The following is a 23,880-nucleotide window of genomic DNA, read 5'->3' as shown; positions in this document are numbered from 1 at the left end:
AGCGCCCATGTTCGGTTGGGCAGCCCGGAGCGCAGCGGCGCTCGTCTTCGCCGCGGCGCCGGCGGCTTCATTGGCCGCGGTCCCCGCTTATGTTGAGCGCGTGACCATCACCCGCGACGACTGGGGCATCGCCCACGTCCGCGGGCAATATGATTCGGACGCGGTATTCGGAGCGATCTACGCCCAGGCCGAGGACGATTTCCCGCGGGTCGAGACCAACCTGCTCACCGCGCTCGGGCGGCTCGCCGAGGCCGAGGGCGAATCGGCCGTCTGGCAGGATCTTCGCCAGAGGCTGTGGATCGATCCCGAAGCGCTCCGCGCCGATTATCGCCGAAGCCCGGCCTGGCTTCGCGCGCTGATGGACGCCTGGGCGAGCGGGCTGAACTATTATCTCGAGACCCACCCGGACGTTCATCCGCGCGCCATCACCCGGTTCGAGCCGTGGATGGCCCTGTCGTTCACCGAGGGCAGCATCGGCGGCGACATCGAGCGCGCCGATCTGGGGCAGCTCGAGGCTTTCTACGGCGGCAGACAGGTGGCGATGGCGGCCGGCCGGCCCGACGGGGAGCCGCGCGGCTCCAACGGCATCGCCATCGCCCCGAGCCTGACTCAGAGCGGCCACGCGCTGCTGCTGATCAACCCCCACACAAGCTTCTTCTTCCGCTCCGAGCTCGGCATGGAGAGCGGGGAGGGGCTCCACGCCTACGGTGCGTCGACCTGGGGCCAGTTCTTCATCTACCAGGGCTTCAACGAGCGGCTGGGCTGGATGCACACGTCGAGCGGCGTCGATTCGGTCGACGAGTTCGCGGAAGACATCGTCCGACGCGGCAACCGCATCTCCTATCGCTACGGCCGCGCGCTTCGCCCGGTGCGCACGCGTCAGGTAACGATCCGCTACCGAACGGCGGGCGGGACGCTGGCGAGCCGGGTGTTCACCACCTATGCGACCCATCACGGCCCGATCGTCCGCGCGACAAGCGGTCGCTGGATCGCGCTCGGCCTGATGAACCGGCCGATCCCGGCGCTCCAGCAGAGCTGGATGCGGATCAAGGCGCGCGATCTCGCCTCCTATCTCCACGTGGCGGCGCTTCAGGCGAATTCGTCCAACGACACGATCTACGCCGACGCCGACGGCCACATCGCCTATCTCCACCCCCAGTTCGTGCCCGTGCGCGACGACCGCTTCGACTATCGCGATCCGGTCGACGGCAGCGATCCGGCGACCGACTGGCGGGGCCTGACCCCGATGGAGGCGCTGCCGACGGTGCGCGATCCGCGGGGCGGCTGGCTCTACAATTCGAACGACTCGCCGTGGCGCGCGGCGGGGACGGACAGCCCGCGGCAGTCCGCCTTCCCGCGCTACATGGACATGGCCGGCGCCAATCCGCGCGGCGACCATGCGACGACGTTGCTCGACCGGGCCCGGGCGCTGACCCCCGAAGGCTTGAGGCGCATCGCCTACGATCCGTGGATGCCGTTCTTCCGCGACATCGTGCCCCAGCTTGCCGAGGCTCGCCGGGCGCTGCCGACCGGCGATCCGCTGCGCGCGCGGCTCGAAGGGCCGGTGGCGCTGCTGAGCGGCTGGGACCAAAACTGGTCCGCCGAATCGCAGCCGACCAGCCTCGCCAATTATTGGGGCGAGGAATTGTGGACGCTCGCCGGCAGGCTGCGCCCGGCGCATGGCAATATGTGGGAGGCGATGCTTGCCCTGTCCGGCCGGGACAAGCTGGACGCGCTGGTCCGCGCCGTCGAGCGTATGGAGCGCGAATGGGGAAGCTGGCGAGTCGCCTGGGGCGAGGTGAACCGCTTCCAGCGCAACGATTCGGCGATCGTCCAGACCTTCGACGACAGCCGCCCCTCGATCCCCGTGCCTTTCTCCTCGGCGCGCTGGGGCTCGCTCGCCTCGTTCGGCGCCCATGCCTGGCCGGGGACTCGGCGCTGGTACGGCACCAGCGGCAACAGCTTCGTCGCGGTGGTCGAGTTCGGGCCCCGAGTCCGCGCCTGGGCGGTCACCGCCGGCGGCGAGAGCGGCCATCCCGAATCCCCGCATTTCAACGACGAGGCGCAGCGTTACGCCTCAGGCGATCTGAGGCCGGTCTATTTCTACGCCGAGGATCTCGCCGGGCACGTCGAGCGGAGCTACCACCCCGGCGGCAGGTAGCCCTCCGGTGCCCCCGCGTTCGCCCGTCAGGTCGTGAGGCGCCGCGCCAGCGCCGATAGCTGCCCGCGGTAATTCGCGCCGCCATAGTCGCTGGGCGCGAGCGGGGCGGATTGGCTTCGGTTCGCGGTCGGGCCGGGGCCGGTCAGGTCGAGTCCGGCCTGGGGCGCGAGCAAGGCCGCTTCGGCCAGGCTCTTCACGTCCAGCTTGGTCATCAGGTGTGCGCGGTGCATCTCGACCGTCCTGACGCTGATTCCGAAATCGTGAGCGATCGCCTTGTTCGATCGGCCGCCGAGAAGGGCGAGCAGGACGTCCATTTCGCGCGCGGTGAGCCGGCCGAGCCGCTCCTGCGCCGCGCGCCGCGCCTCGCCGGCCTCGACGACCCGCTCGAGCGCTCGCCAGGCAGGGGCGAGCGCCAGCGCCAGCGTGTCGCGGCTGAACGGCAAATGCAGGAAATCGAGCGCGCCCAGCTTCATCGTCGTGATCGCGATCCGCAGGTCCTCGCGCGCGCTTACGGCGATCACCGGCCAGGCGATCTGGCGGGAGACCATTTCCGCGAGGATATCGATTCCCGCCACGTCCGAATCGTCCATGTCGAGCAGCACGCAGCCCGGCGCGAGATGATCCAGAATCTCGAGGAAATCGGCCCCGCTCGCGAAGGGCCACGCCTCCGCTCCAATCACGCCCACATATTGCGTTAGCAATCTGCGGACCTCCTGATCTCGGCCTACGACGTAGACCCTTCGTTGGTTCGACATAAGCACGACCCCTGTTCGGCCAGAGCACGCGGCCGGACGATGAATCCTCTGATTCGCTACGCAAGGCGGCAAGTTAGGAAAATTACGGTTAACCAATGCTTGGAGGTTCGTTCATCTTTGAGTCCGGCCAGCAGGAGAGCGTAAGGGCTTGAATCCCCAGCGCTCCCGTAGCCGCGAGATAATATATGTTAAGCTTTCGCGGGATTCACGGGCTGGTATTTGTCCGGTGCCGGGCGCGCGAAATCTTCCGGTCTTATGGCCGGCGATCGAGCGGCAAAAGCCGCATCGCATGAGCCGCGACGACGCCGGTAGAAGTCCGATCATGCGCGGCTCGCGCCCTATGGTTAACGTTATCCACAGGCACCGGCGGCGGGCTCGTCGGCCGGTGTGGGGATGGGAACCGACCCGGTAATGGATGCCGAAACTCTGTTCAGCGGAAATGCGCTTCTCGCGGTCGACGCGGACGGCACCACGGTGCTTCCGGGCTTCGTCCTGCGCGCGCTCGAGGGACGCGGGATCGACGCGACGCTGGTTTTCCGCGGGCACGAATCCGATCCCTGCATCAGCGGCTATGACGAAGGCTATCAGGCGGTGCTCCATGCCGAAATCGAGCGCCGCCGGCTGCGCGACGAGGCGCAAGGGGAAACGCCGGCCGCCCATCACCGGCGCACGCGGCGGACCTTCGGAATGGTGGAAAGGGCGCGTTTCGACGCCGGCGGCCGGGTCACGCTGCCGGCGCGGATAAGGCGCAAGGGCCGGATCGGCGACCGCGCGCTGTTGATCGGCACGGGCGGGAGCTTCGAGGTGTGGAGCCCGGAGGTCGCCCGCGAGGCGGCCGACGACGATCTGCGCGAGCTCGCCCTGTTCGCCCTTTCCGAGGATTCCAGCAAAGAGAGCGAGGCAGAGCAATGAAAGTGGGATGCACGATCGCGGGCCACGAGGCGGACCGCGGGCAGGTCTACAATTCCGGTTATTATTTCAGCGCCTGCAGGCGCTGCGGCGGCCCCTTGGTGCGTTCGGCCCATGGCGAGTGGGGCCCCGTGCCGCGGGGCCACCGGGTGGTGTGGAAGGCCGGCCGGGGCTGCCATTCGCTCGAAGCCGATTATTCCGGCGTGCTCCCGATCCCCCTGGAGGCGCCGGTACCCTTCAGGCAGCGCCGCGCCACCGGCCGGGCGCTGATCCGCTCGGCGCCGCGCCGCGCCGCCGCGACCGGCCTGGCGGAGGCGATCGAGGGTGAGGGCCACGATTACCAGCATCCGCGGCTGCTGCTCGCCGCGGTGATCGTCGGCGCCGGACTCAAGCTGCTGCTGGGATTCGCCTTCGGCCGCTGAGCCGCCCGCCCGTCAACCCGAACAAGGAGAGTTGGATCGTGATAGAAATGGCCTCGGAGCTGGAGGAGCTTCGTCCCCGAATCAGCGTCGTCGGAGTCGGGGGCGCCGGCGGCAACGCGGTCGCCAGCATGATCCGCGGCGGCGTGCGGGGCGTGGACTTCGTCGCCGCCAACACCGATGCCCAGGCGCTTCGCAGCTCGCCCGCCGAGCGGGTGCTCCAGCTCGGCCGACGCACCACCCAGGGTCTCGGCGCCGGCTCCTGCGCCGCTTTGGGCCGGACGGCCGCGGAGGAATCGCTCGGCGACATCGAACGGATGCTGGACGGCGCCCATATGTGCTTCATCGCCGCCGGGCTCGGCGGAGGCACCGGGACCGGCGCCGCGCCGGTGATCGCCAAAGCGGCGCGGGGCAGGGGCATACTCACCATCGCCGTCGTCACCACGCCTTTCACCTTCGAGGGGAGCCGGCGCGCCCGAATCGCCGACGCCGGGCTCGAGGCGCTGAGGGACGAAGTCGACACGTTGATCGTGATCCCCAACCAGAACCTGTTCCGGGTCGCCAACCCCGACACCAGCTTTCGCGACGCCTTCGATCTCGCCGACGAGGTGCTTCAGCAGGGCGTTCGAAGCATCACCGATCTGATGGTCATGCCGGGCCTCATCAACCTCGATTTCGCCGACCTTCGAACGATCATGGCGGGAATGGGCAAGGCGACGATGGGGACCGGCGAGGCGAGCGGGGCGGACCGCGCCCTGCGCGCGGTCGAGGCGGCGATCTCCAACCCCCTGCTCGACGACGCGGTGAACGGCGCGCGTGGGCTGGTCATTTCGATCACCGGCGGCGAGGATCTCGGGCTGATGGAGGTGGACGAGGCGGCCGGCCTGCTCAAATCGCTGGTCGATCCCGATGCCGACATCATCTGGGGCTCGGCCTTCGATGCCGGTCTCGACGGCAGCATTCGAGTCTCGCTGGTCGCCACGGGGATCGAACCGCCGGCTGTTCCGGCGACGGAAACGGCCCCGGTCGAGGAGGCGGTGGCCGAGATGTCGGAGGTCCAGGCCGAGCTCGTCCTGCCGATGCCCGAGCCGGAATTGGTTCTGTGCGAGCCGGCGCCCTTCGTGCCCCGCGTAGAGCCGCCGATCGTCCTTCCGCCCTACCACGACGAGCCGATCCGAGGCCCCAGCCTGTTCGAGCGCATGGCCGGCGCCGTCGCCCGCCGCAAGGTCGATCAAACCGCCACGCTGATCGCCGCCGAGTGATCGCTCGCTCGCCGCCCTCGCCAAGGCGCCGATCGCGCCTTAAGGGAAGGCGATGCTTCTCGCGGTCGACGCCGGCAACACCAATCTGGTCTTCGCGCTGGTCGAGGATGGAGTCATTCGCGCCCGCTGGAGGATCGCCACCGATCCCCGGCGCACCGCCGATCAATATGCGGTCTGGCTGCACCAGTTGCTCGAGCTGGAAGGCTTCACCCGCGCCGACGTGAGCGCGGTGATCATCGGCACGGTGGTGCCGCGCGCGCTTCACAATCTGGAGGTGCTGGCGTCCAAATATTTCGGGGTCGAGCCGCTGATCGCGGGGCAGGGGAGCGCCGAATGGGGCGTGGCGCTCGACGTCGCCGATCCCAAGACGGTCGGCGCGGACCGCGTGCTCAACGTCATCGCCGCGCATGCGCTGCACGAGGGCGACCTGATCGTGGTCGATTTCGGCACCGCGGCCACCTTCGACGTCGTCGACTATTCCGGCGCCTATAAAGGCGGGATCATCGCGCCGGGAATCAACCTGTCGCTCGACGCCCTCGTCGCCGCTGCCGCCAAGCTCCCGCGGGTGGCGATCGAGGCTCCCGAAAGCACCAGCGTCATCGGCCGCACGACCGAGGAGCAGATGCACATCGGCATCTACTGGGGCTATGTGGCGATGATGGAGGGGCTGGTCGCCCGTTTGCGGGGTGAGATCGGGCGCCCGGTCAAGGTCATCGCCACCGGCGGCCTCGCCACCCTGTTCGACGCCCACACCGACATTTTCGACGCGATCGAGGGCGATTTGACCATCCAGGGCCTCGCGATGCTGTTTGCGCGGAGCCGGAACATCTGAATTTTCCCGTCATTCCCGCGGAAGCGGGAATCCAGCTTCCTTCCCGGCGGCCAGCGTTTAAAGGCAGCTGGACCCCCGCTTTCGCGAGGGTGACGGATCGGTGGATGCGATAGTGGTGAAACCCGGCAAAGAACTCCTCTTCCTCGCGCTCGGCGGCTCGGGCGAGATCGGCATGAACGTCAATCTCTACGGCTGCGAGGGCAAATGGGTGATGGTCGATCTCGGCCTGACCTTCGCCGACCCGGCCTATCCGGGCGTCGAGCTGGTCCTGCCCGATCTCGCCTTCATCGAGGAGCGCAAGGCGGATCTGCTCGGAATCGTCCTCACCCACGGGCACGAGGACCATATCGGGGCGATCCCCTATCTCGCCCACGATCTCGGCGTGCCGCTCTACGCGACTCCGTTCACCGCCGGCCTGATCGCCGGCAAACTCGAGGAGGAGGGGCTGACCGGCCAGGTCGAATTGAAGACCGTCGAGATGGAAGGCGAGTTCAAGCTCGGCCCGTTCGGCTTCCGCTATATCCCGCTCGCCCATTCGATTCCGGAGGGCAACGCGCTGCTGATCTCGACGCCTTACGGGCGAATCTTCCACACCGGCGACTGGAAGCTCGACGACACGCCGCAGCTCGGCGATCCCTCGACCGAGGCCGAGCTTCGAGCGATCGGCGACGAGGGCGTGCTCGCCCTGGTCTGCGATTCGACCAACGTCTTCCAGGAGGCACCGTCGGGTTCGGAGCTGGGCGTTCGGCAGGGGCTCGACGAAGTAATCAAGGATGCCGATTGCCGGGTCCTCGTCACCACCTTCGCCTCCAACGCCGCCCGGCTCAAGACTCTGGGCCACGTCGCGCAGGACACCGGGCGCAAGGTCTGCGTCGCCGGCCGAAGCCTCGACCGTATCATAAGTGTTTCGAAGAGCGTTGGCTATCTCACTGATTTTCCTGAAGTGATCGATTTCGACGCGGCGATGGCTTTGCCGCGCCGCGAGGTGATGATCATCGCCACCGGCGGTCAGGGCGAGAGCCGCGCCGCGCTCGCCCGGATCGCCTTCGGCCAGCACAAGCTCGCGCTCGATCCCGGCGACCTCGTCATCTTCTCCTCCAAGCAGATCCCCGGCAACGAGATCGCGATCGGCCGGATCCAGAACGAGCTCGCCGCGCGGGGCATCGAGATGATCACCGACCGCCAGGCGCCGGTCCACGTCTCCGGCCACCCCGGCCGCCCCGAGCTCGCCGCGATGTACGACTGGATCCGGCCCGAGATCATCGTCCCCGTGCACGGCGAGATGCGCCACATGACGGAGCAGGCGCGCTTCGCCAAAGCGCGCGGAATTCCCCACGGCATCGTCCAGAAGAACGGCGATCTCGTCCGCCTCGCGCCGAACGGTCCGCAAAAGCTCTCCGAGGAGCGGGTCGGCCGCCTCATCCTCGACGGCGACGTCATCCTCCCCGCCGACGGGCCGACGATGAACGAGCGTCGCCGCACCGCGATATCGGGCCTGATCTCGGTCGCCGTCGCGCTCGATTCCGAGGACCGGGTTCAGGGGGGAGTCGAGATCGAGCTTCAGGGCATTCCGGTCGAGCAGGACCGCGCCGCCTTCCTCGACGAAGCCTGCGAAGCGGCGGCGGAAGCGGTGCGCAAGAACAGCGGCAAGGAGGACAAGCTTCGCGAGGCCGTCCGCCTCGCGGTTCGCCGCTGCGCCGCCGACTGGACGGGCAAGAAGCCGGTCGTCTCGGTGCTGATCGTCCGGATCTGATGCGCTGGACCTCGGTTCTCGCCATCTTCGTCCTGTTCTGGACGATGAGTCTGTTCCTGGTCCTGCCCTTCGGCGTTCGAACCGCCGAGGAAGCCGGCGAGAAGAGCGCTCCGGGCCACGCGGAGAGCGCGCCCCACAGCTTCAGCTTGGGGCGGGTCATGCTGCGTGCGGCGATCGTCGGGGCGGTGTTCACCGCGGCCTATGTGGCCAACTACGTTTACGGCTGGATCACGGTGGACCAGCTCGACTGGGCGCACTGACCGCCAAGGCCGTCATTGCGAGGAGCGTAGCGACGAAGCAATCCAGCGGGCCTCGGAATCCGCGCTGGATTGCTTCCCCCGGCTTTCGCCGGGGTCGCAATGACGGAAAGAGCCTACTTCCTCAGCCGCTCGATCGCCTGGGCCAGGGCCACGTAGAGCTTGCCCATGTCTGAGGAGAGCAGGGTGATCCCGAGCGACGAGCCGTCGGTCTCCGAAAGCACGCGCCGCAGAAGCGCCTCGAAATCGGCGATGTAGCGGTTCACCTGGTCGCGGAACTCGGGCTCCTCCTCATAGTGGCGCAAGATCTCGCGCGCCTCGCCCGAATCGAGCAGCCTTACGGCCCGGCGGGTGAAGGCGCCGCGGTCGCCCTTGAGATAGGCCGCCCAGGCGGCGTCGCCGGCGTCGTTGGAGAGGATCTTGGAAACGTCGATCGCGGTCGAGTTGAGCGCGTCGATCAGCAGGCTCACGCGCCGCGAAAGCTCTTGGGCGTCGCGCTCCTCGCGCTCGGCGCGGTCGTCGTTGATCCGCCCCTCGATCGCCGCTGCGGTCTCGCCGATGGTCAGCAACTGCCGGGTCAGCCGCTCGCTCGCGGCCTTGGCCGTCGAAAGCGCCAAGTGCGAGGCGTTGGCGATCTCGGCGAGCTGGTCGCGGACCGGCTCGGCCATCGCCTCTGAAACCGCGCTTCGGCTCGCCTCGACGAGCGCCTCGACGCTCGCGGGAATGACGGCGGCGATGGCCTCGCGGGCATGGCTCGCCGCCTGGTTGGCCGAATCGCGCACCCGCACCAAAGTCTCGACCAGCTCGGGCGCGGTCTCGCGCACCAATTTGGCGGTCGCCTCGTCGGCCTCGCCGACCAGAGCGCCGAGCGCGCGCAATTTCTCCTCGGCCTCGCGCGCTCCGCCCTCCAGGGTCGCGAGCAACGCGGCAAGCGCCTCGCGCTGCCGCTCGATGCTCCGTTCGGTCTCCTCGGTGCGCCGGGCCGCGGCGCCGGCCTCCTCGTGCATGGCCTTCATCTGGCCGGTCACGCCGGCCGCCGCGGCGGCGGTCCGCTCGGCCTGGATCTCGACCCCGGCCATCGCCGGCGGCATTTCGTCGCGGAGTTGCCGGGTGACCTCGCCGAGCGCTTCGGAAAGCGCGCCGGTCCGCCCGATCAGCTCGCCGGACTGGGCGTGGCCGGCCTCGACCTCGCGCTGAAGCTCCTGCGCCGCCGATCGAAGCGCGCCCATCGACTGGGTCAGCCGCGCATTCTGCTCGTCGCCGCTGGCGCCGACATGGGCGATCTGGGCGCCGACCTCCTCGATCTGGCGGGCGATGTTGGCGAGCAAAGTTCGGCTCGCCTGGTCCTGGGTCGCCAGCCGCCCGGCAAGCATCTCGATCTTCGCTCCGGCGAGGTCGAGCCGCTCGGCGAGGCCCTTGGTCGTGTCCGCCCCGGCCCGCTCGAAGGCGACCCGGCTCTGCTCGATCATCGCCAGCATCGTCTGGCCCTGCGCTTCCAGCCCGGCGCGGGTCTGGTCGACCGCCTCGGCCGCCCGGCTCATCGCCCCATCGATCGTGCCCTGCATCTCGGCCGACGCCGCGTTCATCCGCGCGGCGGCCGCCTCGGCGCCGCTCTCGATCCGCGCGATATGAGCGCCGAGCCTCTGCGCCGCGCCGCCCGTTCCCTCGTCGGCCTCGCGCGCCTTGGCGCTCAAAGCCGCGAGCTGGCTCTCGAGCGCCGCCGCCTGCTCGTGGGCGCCGAGCCCGGCCTCCTTCATTGCCGCCGCGACGGCGCGGGCCTGCTCCTCGGCCCGGGGCAGGTCGCCCATCAGCACGCCGATATCGACCCGCGCCGCGGCCGCTGCGACGTCCAGCGCCTGCGCCTTGCGGTCGAGGTCGGCGGTTTCGCGCGACAGATGCTGGGTGACTCGGCCGAGCCGGTCCGATGCCTCTTCGCCGAGCCCCATCAGCCGCGCCGTTTCCTCGGCCAGCGCCGAGCGGTTGTCCGCCAGGCGCTGCGCCGTCGCGGCCAAAACCGCCTCGAGCGCGGCGCTTTCGCTGCGCATCGCCCGGACCGCGGCGGTGAAGCGCTTCGTCTCGCGCCGCGAGCTTCGCCCGAAGATCAGCCAGGCGAGGCCGATCAGGATCAAGGGCGCGCTGATCGTCGCCGTCCATTGGGTCCATAGCGACAGGCTCGGCCCCGGCCAGGCCTGGCTAAGCGCGTAACCCGAAGCGCCGATCCAGCCGAGCGCGAGCAGGATCAGGAAGCCGGCGAAGATGCGCACGCCGATTCCGCGCCGCGGCGCCTCTTCGGTATGTTCGGGCCAGGCGCCGGGATCGGCGGCGGCCTCCCACGGCTGCTCTTCAGCCCGTTCGGGTTGCGTTTCGTGCGGCTGCGCCTCGGCGCCCTGAACCCCCATGCTCATTCGGGCAGTGTATCACTTTGGGCCGGTTATGAAACGGCTCCTTAACTCGGTTCGCCGTATCGCCCGCACATGGTCTACGATCCCGGAGCTCTCAACGCCTCGCTCGCCGCCGCCGTGGGCGCCGACGGCGCTTTGATGGCCGAGCTCAAGACCGCTTTCGTGGAGAGCGCGGCGCGCCAGCTCGATCTCCTCGGACGCTCGCGCTGCGACGCCAATTGGGCGATCGCCGCCGCCCGGCTCAAGAGCGTCGCAGCCAGTTTCGGAGTCACCGGCCTCGTCGGCCTCGCCGACGAAGCGCTGAAGGGCGCGCCGGGCGACCCCGTGATCCTGCGTCGAATCGCCGCCGCCCTCGACGAATTCGCTTCCGGCTAGGAGCTCGGCTCAGAGTCATCCCGGCGAAGGCCGGGGCCCATGAAAACGGTCTTCGAGGAAGAGGCGAATACGCCGAGTCAGGCCTAAAACACTTCGGTTCATGGGCCCCGGCCTTCGCCGGGGTGACTCCATTGGAGGAATTCCTCTCCAAAGCGCTTTGCAACCGCCACCCCGCGCGCTTACCGTCCACGCTCCTGGCGGGAGAGGTTTCGTGGCGCTGGCGGCGCTCATTGCGGCGTATCATGAATCCGGCGAGCCGGGGCACCTGCGCGCGACCCTGCCGCTCGCCGGAAGGACGGTGATCGAGCGCCAGGCGCGCCTCGCCGCCTCCGCCGGAGCCTCGCCCGTCCTCATTCTCGTCGAGCGGGTGCCGGCGGCCCTTTCGGCGGCCATCGCCCGCCTGCGCCGCGACCGCATTCCCGTCCAGATCGTCCGAAGCGCCGAGGAGGCCGCCGAGGCGGTCGATCCCTACGACCGCGTGCTGCTCGTCGCCGACGGAGCGATCGCCGGCCGCTCGCAGCTTGCCCGGGTCGCCGCCGCCGAGGGCAATGCGGTGCTGACGGTCAAGGACGGCGCCCAAAGCGAGCCTTACGAGCGGATCGACGCCGCCGAGCGCTGGGCGGGAATCGCCGGGATCGACGGCGCCCTTCTGCGCGAGACGGCGGCGATGCTTCGCGACTGGGATCTGCAATCGACCCTTCTTCGCCGGGCGCTCCAGTCCGGCGCGGAGCATCTGCCCGCCGAGGGAGCGGTCGCCATCCTCGACCGCGAGGCGGACCTCGAGCGGCTCGAGCGCCAGATCGTCGCCGGTGCCGACCAGGCGGGCGAGGGCTGGCTCGGCCGCCTCCTCGCGCCCCTCGAGCGGGTGGGAACCACCTTCCTCCTCGGAAGCTCCGCCTCGCCGCAAATCGTCGGCCTGGGCGCCGCAGCGCTCACCGGGCTCGGCGCGGCTGCCTTCTACGGTCGCTGGTACGGGACAGGCCTCGTCATGATAATCGCAGCGACCCCCCTCGAAGGAATCGCCCGGCGCCTCGCCAGGCTCCGAATGCAGGACGGCATCGGCCAGGGCTGGTGGCACCATGTGCTCGAACTGCTCGCAGCCATCGCCCTGATCGTCCTCGCCTACGATCTTGCCCCCGAATGGGGTTGGGGCATGATCCTCGCCGCCTTCGTCGCGCTCGCCTTCCTTCACGCCTTGGAGGGGGAGACGAAGCGCTCGCCCGTTCGCGGCGCCCCGTTCCTCGCCGAGCGCAAGGGCATGATCTGGCTGATGCTGCCCTTCGCGCTTTTCGGCCTGTGGCATGTCGGCATCGGCGCTTTGGCGGCCTATGCGGCTCTGTCTTTTTTCTGGGCTCAGCGCGAAGCGCACGGCGTTCCCGCGTCCCGTCAGGATTAAAGCGGGTTTAACCCTGTCGGCTTAAAGGGAAATCCATGGCCGAAGCCGGATCGAACGGGCGGGGGACTGAAAACGACGCTGCGCGCCTGATGCTGGCCGCGGCGCGGGAGCGCTTCGCCGTCGCCGCGACCGAGCTTCTTCTGCCCGATGCCGCCCGCCTCACCGAATGGCAGCGGCTCACCGCCAACCAGCTTCTCTCCCGCCTGTTGAGCGGGATCGAGGAGGATATGCGCCTCAGGCTGCTCAGGCATTTCCCGCCTGAAGGCGCGCTCCACGCCGCGCTCTCCTCGGCCCACGTCGCGATCGCCGTCCCGATACTCGAGCGCGCCGGCGCCGTCAGCCAGACCGATCTGATGATGTTCCTCGTCCGCCGGGTCGAGGAGCACCGCTTCTGGCGCCGCCACGAAATCGGGCGGGAGGAATATCTCCACGAATTGCTGACCGACGCCGACGAGGAGATCGCGGCCGAGACCATGTCCTATGTGATCGCGCGCGGCCGCCGCTTCGATCGCTTCCAGGAGCCGACTCTCGTCGACGTCGAGCTTCCCGCCGAGCTTCAGCACCGGCTGATCTGGATGACGGCCGCCGCGCTTCGCCATTACATGGTCGAGCATCACGGAGCGGCCTCGGTCGACGCGGCGATCGAGGCCGCGGCCGGAGAGATGATCGCCGGCTACGACGAATCCGAGCGGATCGAGGCGCGGGCCGAGGCGCTGGTCCGCCGCCTGCACAGGAAGGGGCGGATCGACGGCCACGCGCTCGAATGCTTCGTCGGCGGCGGCCTTCCGACCCTGTTCATCGCCGCGCTCGGCCTGTTGTGCGGCCTCACCCAGGACGCGGTGTGGGAGCTGGTCGCCGATCCCCGCCGCCGCGGCTTGGTGACGATGCTTCGCGCCGCCGACATCGCCCGCTCCTGCGCCGCGGCGATCATCCACGACATCGCCTCGGCAAGCACCCGCTTCTCTCCGACCGAGGGCGACGACGCCGCCGAGCAGCTCGAATTCTACGATACGCTCGACGTCGATTCGGCGCGCGACGTCCTTCGCCTGTGGCGCGCCGATCCCGCCTACCGCGCCTATGTCGCGCAATTGTCGACGCGCGGGCGTCCGGCGGCGAGCGCATGAGCACCGCCCTCGATGATACCGATCGGCCCGTCACCGGCCGGGTGGACGCCGAGGGACGGCTGGTCGAGGCCGATCCGCCGCTCGCCGCGCTCAACGCCAGCGCCGGGGGCGAGCGGGGCGGAATGCTCTCGGTGCCCCAGATCGCCGCTCTGGCGCGGCTCGCGCGGCGCCTCGGAATCAGCATCTCCCGCGCGGCGGTCGCCGCCGACGGAGACCGCGACCTGGACCTGTGGGTGCGCGCAAGCCCCGAAGGCGAGGACGTCGCGCTGTCGATCACCGGCTGGGGCAGCCGCCCGGCCAGCGCCCAGTCGCCGGCCTTTCCCGCCGAACGCGAGGCCGATTTCGTCCGCGCCACCGCCGACTGGACGTGGGAAACGGACGAGACCCTGACCCTGACGGCGCTCGCGCCCGGCGCGAGCGCGGCGGTCCGGCGCAACCCGCGCGACTTCATCGGCAAGCAGCTCACCAGCCTGCTGCGTTTCCGCGAGCGCGAGGATGGCGGCTTTCCGATCCTCACCGCGCTCGCCGAGCACAAAGCGTTCGACGGCCAGCTCGCCGAGACTCGCGACGAGAAGCGGACCGTCTATCTTCTTTCGGCCGTGCCGCTGATCGACGGCAACGGCCGATTCGCCGGCTTTCGCGGCGCCGCCGCCTCGGCGCCCGACGCGCCCGCGCGAACCGACTCGCGCGCCAAGGCGGAGAGCTCGGCCTTCGGCGAGCGCCTCGATCAGGCGCTTCGCGGTCCGCTCGCCCACATCATCGACAGCGCCGAACGGCTCCGCTCGCAGCCCGAAGGCCCGTTGCGGCGCGATTATGCGACCTATGCCGGGGACATCGCCTCGGCCGGCCGCCACCTGCTCGCCTTGGTCGACGATCTCGTCGACTTGCAGGCGATCGAGCGGGCGGATTTCCGGCCCGAGGCGGAGCCGATCGACCTCGCCGACATCGCCCGGCGCGCCACCGGCCTGCTCGCGGTCCGTGCCGCCGACCGCGGCGTGCGCATCGACGGGCCGGGCCTCGCCGAAACGCTTCCCGCGACCGGGGATTTCACGCGCTCGCTTCAGGTCATGATGAACCTTCTCACCAACGCCATTCGCTATACCCCCGAAGGCGGGCAGATTTGGCTTCGCGCCGAGCAGGAGGGCGATCTCGCCACGCTCATCGTCGCCGATCAGGGCAAGGGGATCGCGCCTGAGGACCAGGACAGGATCTTCGAACGCTTCGGCCGCGTCGATCCTCTGGAGCCGGGCGGAACGGGCCTCGGCCTCTACATCGCCCGCCGCCTCGCCCGGGCGATGAACGGGGACATCTCGGTCGACAGCGCACCGGGGCAGGGCGCGCGCTTCGCCTTCACATTGCCTTTGAGGAGAGGCTCCTAACCGTCTTGATCCGAATCGCGGTCCACGCCAATCTCGCTCCGCCTTCTTGGGGGAGCGGGAAATGATCGAGTTCACCGACGAGCATTATCGCGACCTGTGCCGCGCCGGCCGGGTCGCCATCGAGATCAGCGGGATTGAGGAAAAGAGGCGCGCCGCGGTTCGCCGTTTCTGGATGGTGATGGCCATCCTCGTCCTGGTCTCGGCCGTGATCATCTGGGCGCTCTCGGGCGGGGACGGCGTCGGCGTCGGCGTTGTTATCGCGTTCGTCGTTCTGCTCGTCGGCGGGATCGTTGCCGCAATACCGCTCACCCGGGCCGGGCGGTCGTTGAAGATCCCGGTGCTCGAAACGATCGCCGAGAAGGGCGCTCTGACCTACATGGAGAACGGCTTCGATCCGCCCGTCTATCCGGAGGCGCGGCCCGCCTTGTTCGGCAATTGGCTCAACGGCCAGACCTTCACCGATCTGTTTCACGGCGAGGATCAGGACGGCCGCCGCTTCGCCGTCTACGAAGGCACGCTCACCCGCCGTTCGGGCAAGAGCACGCATACCGTATTCTCCGGCCAGATGTACGCCTGGCAGCGCCGCTCCAAGGGAAGCGGCGAGATCGTCATCGTCCCCGACCGCGGCCTGTTCAATTTCTTCAAGCCCGTCAGCGGCATGCAACGCGTCCGGTTCGAAGGCGACGACGAGTTCGAAAAGAAGTTCGAGGTCTACGCCTACGAGCCGCAGCAGGCGCAGATGGCCATCGGCGCAGACGTGCGCCGCGTGCTGCTCGATCTGCGCCAGCAGGGCAAGGTCTTCGGCTATCTCGGCTCCGAGGACGCGTTCGTCGCCGCGACCGGCGGCAACAAGTTCGAGGCCGGCTCGATGTTCCGCTCGATCACCGGCGAGCAGCGCGTCCGCGCGATGTTCGACGACGTCTGCGGCTCGCTCGGGGTGCTGAAGCGGCTTCGGGCAGCGCTGGATTAAAGCCCCTCATCATTGCGAGCGTGGCGAAGCAATCCAACACGGCTTCGTCGCCCGCTGGATTGCTTCGTCGCTTCCGCTCCTCGCAACGACGAAACGATCAGGTGAACGGGCCTTACCGCTGCCCCACCGGCACGTAATCGCGCTGGGGCGAGCCGGTGTAGAGCTGGCGCGGGCGGCCGATCTTCTGGTCGGGATCGGAGATCATCTCGTTCCATTGCGCGACCCAGCCGACGGTGCGGGCGAGCGCGAAGAGGGCGGTGAACATGTCGGTCGGGAAGCCGATCGCGTTGAGGATCACGCCCGAGTAGAAATCGACGTTCGGATAGAGCTTCTTCTCGACGAAATAATCGTCGCTGAGAGCGATTTGCTCGAGCTCCTTGGCGACGTCGAGCACCGGATCGGAGATGTTGAGCTCCTTCAGCACCTCGTCGGCGGTGGCCTTCATCACCTTCGCGCGCGGGTCGAAATTCTTGTAGACCCGGTGGCCGAAGCCCATCAGCCGGAACGGATCGTCCTTGTCCTTGGCGCGGGCGATATATTCCGGGATTCGCTTCACGCTGCCGATCTCGCGAAGCATGTTGAGCGCCGCCTCGTTGGCGCCGCCATGCGCCGGGCCCCACAGGCAGGCGATCCCCGCAGCGATGCAGGCGAACGGGTTGGCGCCCGAGGAGCCGGCGAGGCGCACGGTCGAGGTCGAGGCGTTCTGCTCGTGATCGGCGTGGAGGATGAAGATCCGCCGCATCGCATTCTCGATCACCGGATTGACCTCGTAGGGCTCGGCCGGGACTCCGAAGGTCATGCGCAGGAAGTTGCCGGTGTAGCTGAGGCTGTTGTCGGGATAGAGGAAGGGCTGGCCGATCGAATATTTGTAGGCCATCGCCGCGATCGTCGGCATCTTGGCGATCAGCCGGTGGGAGGCGATCATCCGCTGCGTGGGATCGGTGATGTCGGTCGAATCGTGGTAGAAGGCGCTGAGCGCCCCGACCACGCCGCACATGATCGCCATCGGGTGCGCGTCGCGCCGGAAGCCGCGGTAGAAGGTCGCCAGCTGCTCGTGAAGCATCGTGTGGCGCGAGATCGTGTAGGAGAATCTGTCGAGCTCCTCCTTCTTCGGCAGTTCGCCGTTCAGAAGCAAATAGGCAACCTCCATGAAGGTCGATTGCTCGGCCAGCTGGTCGATCGGGTAGCCGCGGTGGAGGAGGATGCCCGCGTCGCCGTCGATATAGGTGATGTCGCTCTGGCACGACGCTGTCGAGGTGAAGCCGGGATCGTAAGTAAAGGCCCCGGTCTCGCCGTAGAGCTTGCGGATATCGATCACCTCGGGGCCGACGCTCCCTTTCAGCGTCGGATAATCGAAGCTCTGGTCTCCGATGGTGAGGCTGGCCGTGTCCGCCATTTCAATCGTCCTTCTTGGTCATCGCATCGGCCACCCGCGCGAGGCTTTCCTCGCGGCCGAGCAGCGCCAGCACGTCGAATATTCCCGGCGATGTCGCCCGTCCGGTGAGCGCCGCCCGAAGCGGCTGCGCGACCATTCCAAGCTTCACGCCTTCGGCCTCAGCCACCTCTCGCACCGCCTGCTCTGTCGCCTCGGCGCTCCACTCGGCAACGGCCGAAAGGGCTGCGTGAACGAGGGCGAGCAGGTCGGTCGCGCGGCCTTCTAGCAGCGCCTCCGCCTTCTCGTCCATGTCCAGCGGGCGCCGCTTGAACAGGAAGGCCGCGCCCTCGGCCAATTCATTGATATCCTTGGCCCTGGGGGTGAGGAACGGCATCGCCCGCGCGAGCAGGTCCACCTCGGCGCCCGGGATCTTCGGCGCGACCAAGGCGGCGATCCGCGCGGAATCCGCCTCGCGCAGATAATGGCCGTTGAGGCTCTCCAGCTTCCTGATGTCGAAGCGCGACGGGGATCGGCCGACATTGGCGAGATCGAACCAGCGCGTCGCATCCTCGCGGCTTATGATCTCCTCGTCGCCGTGCCCCCAGCCGAGCCGAAGCAGATAGTTGGACAGGGCCTCGGGAAGGATTCCGAGCTCGTCGCGATAGGCCTCGACTCCGAGCGCACCGTGCCGCTTGGAAAGCTTCGCCCCGTCCTGGCCGTGGATCAGGGGCACATGGCCATAGACCGGCTCCGGCCAGCCCATCGCCTTGATGATCGCAAGCTGGCGGAAGGCGTTGTTGAGGTGGTCGTCGCCGCGGATGACGTGGGTCACGCCCATGTCGTGATCGTCGACCACCACCGCCAGCATGTAGGTCGGCGAGCCGTCCGAGCGAAGCAGCACGAAATCGTCGAGCTCGGCATTCTGGACCGTGACCGTGCCCTGCACGCGGTCGTCGATCGCCGTCTCGCCCTCCTGCGGGGCCTTGAGGCGAACGACGAAGGGGCCTTCGCCTTCCTCGCCGCAATCGCGCCAGCCGCTGCGGATCCGGAAGGGGCGCCGTTCGGCCTGCGCGGTCTCGCGCTGCGCTGCCAGCTCCTCCTGGCTCATCCAGCATTTGTAGGCATGGCCGTTCGCCAGCAGTGCGTGCGCGACCTCGGCGTGCCGCTCGGCGAATTGCGACTGGAAATATGCCTCGCCGTCCCAGTCGAGGCCGAGCCACTTCATCCCCTCGAGGATCGCGTCGATCGCCGCCTGGGTCGACCGCGCCTTGTCGGTGTCCTCGATCCGAAGCAGGAACCTGCCGCCGTGCCGACGCGCGTAGAGCCAGTTGAACAGGGCCGTGCGGGCGCCGCCGATGTGAAGGAAGCCGGTGGGCGAGGGCGCGAAGCGCGTGACGACCTTGGAAGGCTCTGGGCTTGCGCTCACGCGCGATTTCTCCAACGATGAGGGTCATGGCGACCCGTGACGCGAGCGCCCCTAGCATAGGCGGTCATCCAGGCGGAAGCCGGGGATCGCTTCCCGGGAGCCATCCCGACGAAAGTCGGGACCCATGAACACCGAAGCTCGTGAATTTGCTGAGGAACCCGGTGTTCATGGATCCCGGATCAAGTCCGGGATGACTCGGTTTTTCCCCCGCTTCAGCGGTCGCCTGGAAGCGATCGCCGAGGCCGAGCGGGATCAACTTCCGCTCTGGCTTCCGGTCGGCCTCATCCTCGGTATCGGCGCCTGGTTCTACCTGCCCGATGCGAACGCGTGGACCGCCTTCCTGCTGATCGCCGCCACCGGGGCGCTTGCCGGCCTCGCCGCGGCGCCCGGCGCGCGCTGGGGCAGGGCGGCGATGCTCTTCAGCCTGGCTGCGGGGCTTGGCTGCGGCCTCGCCTGGTGGAAGGCCGAGCGCGCGGCCGCGCCGCGCCTGGCGCGCGAGCGGATGATGGAGCTGACGGCCACGGTCGAGAGCGTCCAGAGCCTCGTCGCCCAGGGCGCGGTGCGCCTCGTCGTCCATCCCGTCGGCGAAGGCTTGCCGGTGCGGCTTCGCATCACCGTCCGGCAGGAGAAGGCCGTCCCCGGCCTCGAGCCCGGAGCGACGATAAGATTGCGCGCCTGGCTGATGCCGCCGGCGCCGATGGCCGTGCCCGGCGCTTACGATTTCGCGCGCGCCGCCTGGTTCCAGCAGATCGGCGGCACCGGGCGCGCACTCGATTTGACGCTCGTGAGCCCCGCATCGGGCCAGGGGTTCGCCGCCCGGATCGCGAGCTGGCGGCAGCGGCTTTCCGCGCACATCCGCGCCCGGCTCGGCGGCGGGGAGGGCGGAATCGCCGCGGCGCTCGCCACCGGCGACCAATATGGCATTCCCGACGCTGACGCCGAGGCGATGCGGCGCTCGGGCCTCGCCCACTTGCTCTCGGTGAGCGGGCTCCACCTGACCGCGGTGGTCGGCGCGGTGATGCTTCTGACGCTCAGGCTGCTGGCGCTCAGCCCGGCGCTTGCGCTGCGCTACCGCCTGGTCCTCGCCGCCGCCGCCGCGGGCGCGCTGGCCGGAATCGCCTACACCTTGCTCACCGGCGCCGAGGTGCCGACCGTTCGCTCGTGCATCGCCGCCTTGCTGGTCCTCGCCGGAATCGCCCTCGGCCGCGAGGCGCTGACCCTGCGTCTCGTCGCGGTCGGCGCTCTGGTCGTGCTCTTGCTCTGGCCCGAATCGCTGCCCGGCGCGAGCTTTCAGATGAGCTTTGCGGCGATCGTCGCCATCGTCGCGCTTCACGAGCACCCGCGCATGCGCGCCCTGTTCGCCCGGCGCGACGAAGGCTGGCCGGCCAAGGCGGGAAGGGGCCTGCTGGCGCTGGTCCTGACCGGCCTTGCCGTCGAAATCGCGCTGGCGCCGATCGCCCTGTTCCATTTCCACAAGGCGGGGCTCTATGGCGCGCTGGCCAACGTCGTCGCCATCCCGCTCACCACTTTCGTCATCATGCCGCTGGAGGCGGTCGCGCTGCTCTTCGATCTCGTGGGCCTGGGCGCGCCCTTCTGGTGGCTGGCCGGCCAGGCGCTTTCGCTGCTGCTCTGGCTGGCGCACAGCGCCGCCGCTGCCCCCGGCGCGGTGGCCATGCTCCCCGCCATGCCGCCCGCGGCATTCGCGCTGATCGCGGCCGGCGGCCTGTGGATCTGCCTGTGGCGGACGAAGCTGCGCCGGTGGGGCCTCGCCTTTGTCGCTATCGGCTCGCTCTGGGCGCTCGCCACGCCGGCGCCCGATCTCGTCGTCACCGGCGACGGCCGCCATCTCGCCTTGCGTGCGTCGGACGGAAGCCTCGCTTTGCTCAGGCCGCGCGCTGGCGACTATGTCCGCGACACCCTGGCCGAGGCGAACGGCGCCGAGGCCGAGTTTCTCGAGCTCGAATCCCTCCCGTTGGCCTCGTGCAGCCCGGACCTGTGCGTCGCCGAGGTCGAGCGCGACGGCCGCCGCTGGCGAATCCTCGCCACGCGGACGCCCAACCGCGTGCGCTGGGAGGAGATGATCCGCGCCTGCGCCGAGGCCGACGTCGTCGTCTCGGATCGGCCCTTGCCGCGCGCCTGCGCCCCGCGCTGGCTTCGCGCCGACCTCTTCTTCCTTCGGCGAACGGGCGGGCTCTCCATTACCTTCGGCGAGCGGCCGATCGTGGCCAGCGTGGCCGAGCGGGTGGGCCGCCATCCCTGGGCCGCCGGAAGGTAGAGAAGCCCCGGGCCGCAGGCTAGGCTGGTCCCCACGAATCGTCCGGGAAAGATCATGCACCGCCTGCTCGCCGCCGCCCTCATCCTCTTCGCCGTCCCTGCCTTCGGCCAGAACAGCTTCGCCGAGCAACGCGCCGAATGGAATCGGCCGCTCGCGCCCTTTCGGGTGATCGGCAACGTCTATTATGTCGGCACCGCGGCGATCGGCGCCTATCTCGTCACCGGGCCGGCCGGGCATGTGCTGATCGACGGCGCGATGGAGGAAAGCGCGGCCCAGATCGCCGGCAACATCCGCCGCCTCGGCTTGCGCATCGAGGATGTGCGCTACATCCTGATCAACCACGCCCATTGGGATCATGCCGGCGGGCTGGCCGAGCTTCAGCGCCTGTCCGGCGCCCGGATCGTCGCCGGCGCGGCCGACACGCCGGACCTCGAGGCCGGCTTCAACCACGACCGCGACGATACGGCGCATTTCCCGCCGGTCCGCGTGGCGCGCCAGGTGCGGGAGGGCGAAGCGCTCGAGCTCGGCCCCGTTCGCTTGGTCGCGCACCTGACGCCCGGCCACACGCGGGGCTGCACGAGCTGGACCGCCCGGGTGCGTGAAGGCCGGCGGGCCTATGACGTGATCTTCGCGTGCAGCCTCAGCGTGGCAGGCCAGCGCCTGGTCGATAATCCGCGCGCGCCCGATATTGTCGCCGAGTTCGAAAGCACCTTCGCGCGGCTGCGCGCGATGCGCGCCGACATCTTCCTCACCTTCCACGACAACCAGTTCGATCTGATGGCCCGGCGTGCGCGGCTGGAGGGTGGAGACCCGCTCGCCTTCGTCGATCCCGCCGAGCTTGGGCGTCGCGCCGCCGACGCCGAAGCCGCCTTCCGCGCGGAGCTCGCCCGACAGCGCTCGCTTCCGGCGGAGCGCTAGGGTTCGGACCCAATCAGAATTGAGATGCGGTGGTCTGACCCAAGAGTCATCCCGGCGAAAGCCGGGACCCATGAACTCGGACGGGCAAATGCGGGCCCGAAGCTGAGCGTCTCCTCGATGATCTGTGTTCATAGGTCCCGGCTTTCGCCGGGATGACTCCGAAAATCGGACGCAAGTCCGTCGAAGCCAATTGAGCCCGCCCCTAATCCCCCTTGACGCAGGCCAGCTCGTTGCCAGCGGGATCGGTGAACTGGAAACGGCGGCCGCCCGGAAAGGCGAAGATCGGCCGGACGATCGTCCCGCCCGCCGCCGTCACCGCCTCGAGCGCCGCCTCGAGATCGTCGACGTCGATCACCGCCAGTGGCGCTTTGGTCGCTTCGGCGGCGTCCGCCTGAAGCCCGATGTCCGTGTCACCGCTCAGCGTCGCCGCGTAGGTCGGCCCGAAACCGGTCAGCGCCCAGCCGAACGCGCGCTCATAGAACGCCTTGGCCGGCCCGATCTCGCCGACCGGCAGCTCGACATAATTGAGACGGGCCATCGGCAATTGCCTCCGAAAAGCCCTCCCCATCAAGGGGAGGGGAATCACGTTCAGTAGCGCCGCAATAATCCCGCCAGCCGGCCCTGGATCACCACCTGCTCGGGCCGGTAGCGCTGCGGATCGTATTGGCGGTTGGCCGGATCGAGCCGGATCATCTGTCCCTCGTGCCGCAGAGTCTTGAGCGTCGCTTCCTCCTGGTTGACCAGGGCGACGACGATCTCGCCGTCGCGGGCCTGGTCGGTCTTGCGGATCAGCGCATAGTCGCCATCGAGGATTCCGAGATCGACCATCGAATCGCCGGCCACTTCGAGCGCATAATGCTCGCCCGGCCCGAGCAGGGCGGCGGGAACGGGCAGGGTGTCGGTGCCCTGCAGCGCCTCGATCGGCGTGCCGGCCGCGATCCGCCCGTGCAGCGGCAGCTCGACGACCGAATCGTTGGCCGCCTGCGGCACCTGGACCGGCGCCTTGGGCGCGGCCGCGGCGCGAGTCTCCGGCATCTTCAGCACTTCGAGCGCTCGGGCCCGGTTCGCGAGGCGGCGGATGAAGCCGCGCTCCTCCAGCGCCGAGATCAGCCGGTGGACTCCGCTCTTCGATTTGAGGTCGAGCGCCTCCTTCATCTCCTCGAACGAGGGCGACACGCCGGTCTCGCCGAGCCGGGCGTCGATGTAGAGAAGAAGCTCGTGTTGCTTGCGCGTCAGCATATCCAGGTTCCTCCCGCTGGAACGTACGCCGAACAGTTACGGAACGTTTCGGCCGCTGTCAAGCGCCGGCCGAAATGCCGTCCCTGGCCAGTTCGAGAAAGTTGACGAGCAACGCGTGGCCGTGCGCGCTGGCGATGCTTTCCGGATGGAACTGAACGCCGTGGATCGGCAGGTCCCGGTGGCGCACCCCCTGCGCCGTTCCGTCCTCGGCCCGGGCGTTGACGATCAGGCATTCGGGCACCGGATCGACGCACAGCGAATGATAGCGGGTCGCGTCGAACGGCGAGGGCAGGCCGGCGAAGACCCCGCTGCCGTCATGCTCGATCGCCGAGACCTTGCCGTGCATGATCGTCGGCGCGCGCACGATCCGGCCGCCGAAATGCCGCCCGATCGCCTGATGGCCGAGGCACACGCCGAGCAGCGGCATCCGGGCCTCCGCGCAGGCGGCGACGAGATCGAGCGAGATTCCGGCCTCGTCGGGCCTGCCGGGTCCGGGAGAGATGAGCATCGCGTCCGGGGCAAGCGCCAGAGCCTCTGCGGCGCTCAGCGAATCGTTGCGCTCGACCCTGACCTCGGCGCCGACCTCGCGCAGATAATGGACCAGGTTCCAGGTGAAGCTGTCGTAATTGTCGACGACGAGGATCAAGGGGCCT

Annotated in this window: 21 protein-coding genes; 14 read left to right on the top strand and 7 right to left on the bottom strand. The window is 68.9% G+C overall.

Annotation, left to right across the window (positions count from 1 at the left end; genetic code table 11):
* Positions 1-7: 7 nt before the first annotated feature.
* Positions 8-2,161: a penicillin acylase family protein gene (locus E6G92_05595; protein TMJ19270.1), complete on the top strand. Its 2,154-nt coding sequence runs from the start codon at positions 8-10 to the stop codon at positions 2,159-2,161.
* A 26-nt stretch (positions 2,162-2,187) separates the two neighbouring features.
* On the opposite strand, the gene E6G92_05590 is transcribed toward E6G92_05595, so the two are convergent.
* On the bottom strand, positions 2,188-2,916 hold the full coding sequence (locus E6G92_05590) for a response regulator transcription factor (protein ID TMJ19269.1): 729 nt from the start codon (positions 2,914-2,916) through the stop codon (positions 2,188-2,190).
* A 411-nt stretch (positions 2,917-3,327) separates the two neighbouring features.
* Here E6G92_05590 and E6G92_05585 point away from each other — a divergent pair, with 411 nt between their 5' ends.
* The 6 genes from E6G92_05585 to E6G92_05560 all read left to right on the top strand — a co-directional run bounded on the left by E6G92_05585 (position 3,328) and on the right by E6G92_05560 (position 8,351).
* On the top strand, positions 3,328-3,828 hold the full coding sequence (locus E6G92_05585; protein TMJ19268.1) for a hypothetical protein: 501 nt from the start codon (positions 3,328-3,330) through the stop codon (positions 3,826-3,828).
* Positions 3,825-4,247, top strand: coding sequence for a hypothetical protein (locus E6G92_05580; GenBank protein TMJ19267.1), 423 nt, complete (start codon positions 3,825-3,827; stop codon positions 4,245-4,247). The genes E6G92_05585 and E6G92_05580 overlap by 4 nt, the downstream gene beginning before the upstream one ends.
* Before the next feature lie 35 nt (positions 4,248-4,282).
* Positions 4,283-5,506 carry a cell division protein FtsZ gene (gene ftsZ, locus E6G92_05575; GenBank protein TMJ19266.1) on the top strand — a complete coding sequence of 408 codons (1,224 nt, stop codon included), beginning with the start codon at positions 4,283-4,285 and terminating at the stop codon, positions 5,504-5,506.
* 52 nt (positions 5,507-5,558) lie between these two features.
* Positions 5,559-6,338 (top strand): type III pantothenate kinase, encoded by a 780-nt coding sequence (locus E6G92_05570; GenBank protein TMJ19265.1) that lies wholly within the window; start codon positions 5,559-5,561, stop codon positions 6,336-6,338.
* Between the two features lie 115 nt (positions 6,339-6,453).
* On the top strand, positions 6,454-8,091 hold the full coding sequence (locus tag E6G92_05565) for a ribonuclease J (protein TMJ19264.1): 1,638 nt from the start codon (positions 6,454-6,456) through the stop codon (positions 8,089-8,091).
* On the top strand, positions 8,091-8,351 hold the full coding sequence (locus E6G92_05560; GenBank protein ID TMJ19263.1) for a DUF1467 family protein: 261 nt from the start codon (positions 8,091-8,093) through the stop codon (positions 8,349-8,351). Before E6G92_05565 ends, E6G92_05560 begins: the two co-directional genes overlap by 1 nt.
* Before the next feature lie 113 nt (positions 8,352-8,464).
* Here E6G92_05560 and E6G92_05555 read toward each other — a convergent pair whose 3' ends face one another.
* A complete protein-coding gene (locus E6G92_05555; GenBank protein TMJ19262.1) occupies positions 8,465-10,753 on the bottom strand; it encodes a hypothetical protein in 2,289 nt (762 codons plus the stop codon).
* A gap of 69 nt (positions 10,754-10,822) precedes the next feature.
* Between E6G92_05555 and E6G92_05550 the strand changes: the two genes are divergently transcribed.
* The 5 genes from E6G92_05550 (at position 10,823) to E6G92_05530 (ending at position 15,994) form a co-directional block, all read left to right on the top strand.
* On the top strand, positions 10,823-11,125 hold the full coding sequence (locus tag E6G92_05550) for an Hpt domain-containing protein (GenBank protein TMJ19261.1): 303 nt from the start codon (positions 10,823-10,825) through the stop codon (positions 11,123-11,125).
* 211 nt (positions 11,126-11,336) lie between these two features.
* Entirely contained in the window at positions 11,337-12,521 is a 1,185-nt protein-coding gene (locus E6G92_05545) for a hypothetical protein (protein TMJ19260.1), read from the top strand.
* 35 nt (positions 12,522-12,556) lie between these two features.
* On the top strand, positions 12,557-13,645 hold the full coding sequence (locus E6G92_05540; protein ID TMJ19259.1) for a DUF2336 domain-containing protein: 1,089 nt from the start codon (positions 12,557-12,559) through the stop codon (positions 13,643-13,645).
* A complete protein-coding gene (locus tag E6G92_05535; protein ID TMJ19258.1) occupies positions 13,642-15,024 on the top strand; it encodes a HAMP domain-containing histidine kinase in 1,383 nt (460 codons plus the stop codon). Before E6G92_05540 ends, E6G92_05535 begins: the two co-directional genes overlap by 4 nt.
* A 61-nt stretch (positions 15,025-15,085) precedes the next feature.
* Entirely contained in the window at positions 15,086-15,994 is a 909-nt protein-coding gene (locus tag E6G92_05530) for a DUF3137 domain-containing protein (protein TMJ19257.1), read from the top strand.
* 112 nt (positions 15,995-16,106) lie between these two features.
* Here the strand turns inward: E6G92_05530 and E6G92_05525 are convergent, their stop codons facing one another.
* Positions 16,107-17,390, bottom strand: coding sequence for a citrate synthase (locus tag E6G92_05525; GenBank protein ID TMJ19256.1), 1,284 nt, complete (start codon positions 17,388-17,390; stop codon positions 16,107-16,109).
* A 1-nt stretch (position 17,391) separates the two neighbouring features.
* Positions 17,392-18,810, bottom strand: coding sequence for a glutamate--tRNA ligase (locus E6G92_05520; GenBank protein ID TMJ19255.1), 1,419 nt, complete (start codon positions 18,808-18,810; stop codon positions 17,392-17,394).
* 175 nt (positions 18,811-18,985) lie between these two features.
* On the opposite strand from E6G92_05520, the gene E6G92_05515 reads away from it, so the two are divergent.
* Together E6G92_05515 and bla are read left to right on the top strand one after the other, a co-directional pair.
* On the top strand, positions 18,986-21,070 hold the full coding sequence (locus tag E6G92_05515) for a ComEC family competence protein (GenBank protein TMJ19254.1): 2,085 nt from the start codon (positions 18,986-18,988) through the stop codon (positions 21,068-21,070).
* Between the two features lie 51 nt (positions 21,071-21,121).
* Positions 21,122-21,988 carry a subclass B3 metallo-beta-lactamase gene (gene bla, locus E6G92_05510; GenBank protein TMJ19253.1) on the top strand — a complete coding sequence of 289 codons (867 nt, stop codon included), beginning with the start codon at positions 21,122-21,124 and terminating at the stop codon, positions 21,986-21,988.
* A gap of 202 nt (positions 21,989-22,190) precedes the next feature.
* On the opposite strand, the gene E6G92_05505 is transcribed toward bla, so the two are convergent.
* The 3 genes from E6G92_05505 to E6G92_05495 are packed head-to-tail and all read right to left on the bottom strand — an operon-like array spanning position 22,191 to position 23,873.
* Positions 22,191-22,526, bottom strand: coding sequence for a VOC family protein (locus E6G92_05505; GenBank protein ID TMJ19252.1), 336 nt, complete (start codon positions 22,524-22,526; stop codon positions 22,191-22,193).
* Positions 22,527-22,576: 50 nt separating this feature from the next.
* Entirely contained in the window at positions 22,577-23,227 is a 651-nt protein-coding gene (gene lexA, locus E6G92_05500; protein ID TMJ19251.1) for a transcriptional repressor LexA, read from the bottom strand.
* 58 nt (positions 23,228-23,285) lie between these two features.
* Complete coding sequence (locus E6G92_05495; protein TMJ19250.1) at positions 23,286-23,873, bottom strand: aminodeoxychorismate/anthranilate synthase component II; 588 nt, start codon at positions 23,871-23,873, stop codon at positions 23,286-23,288.
* Between the last annotated feature and the right edge of the window lie 7 nt (positions 23,874-23,880).

The organism is Alphaproteobacteria bacterium (assembly GCA_005883305.1).
Lineage (GTDB): Bacteria > Pseudomonadota > Alphaproteobacteria > Sphingomonadales > Sphingomonadaceae > Allosphingosinicella.
The sequence above is the reverse complement of the archived record's forward strand: the minus strand, read 5'-3'. Positions and strand labels throughout refer to the sequence as shown.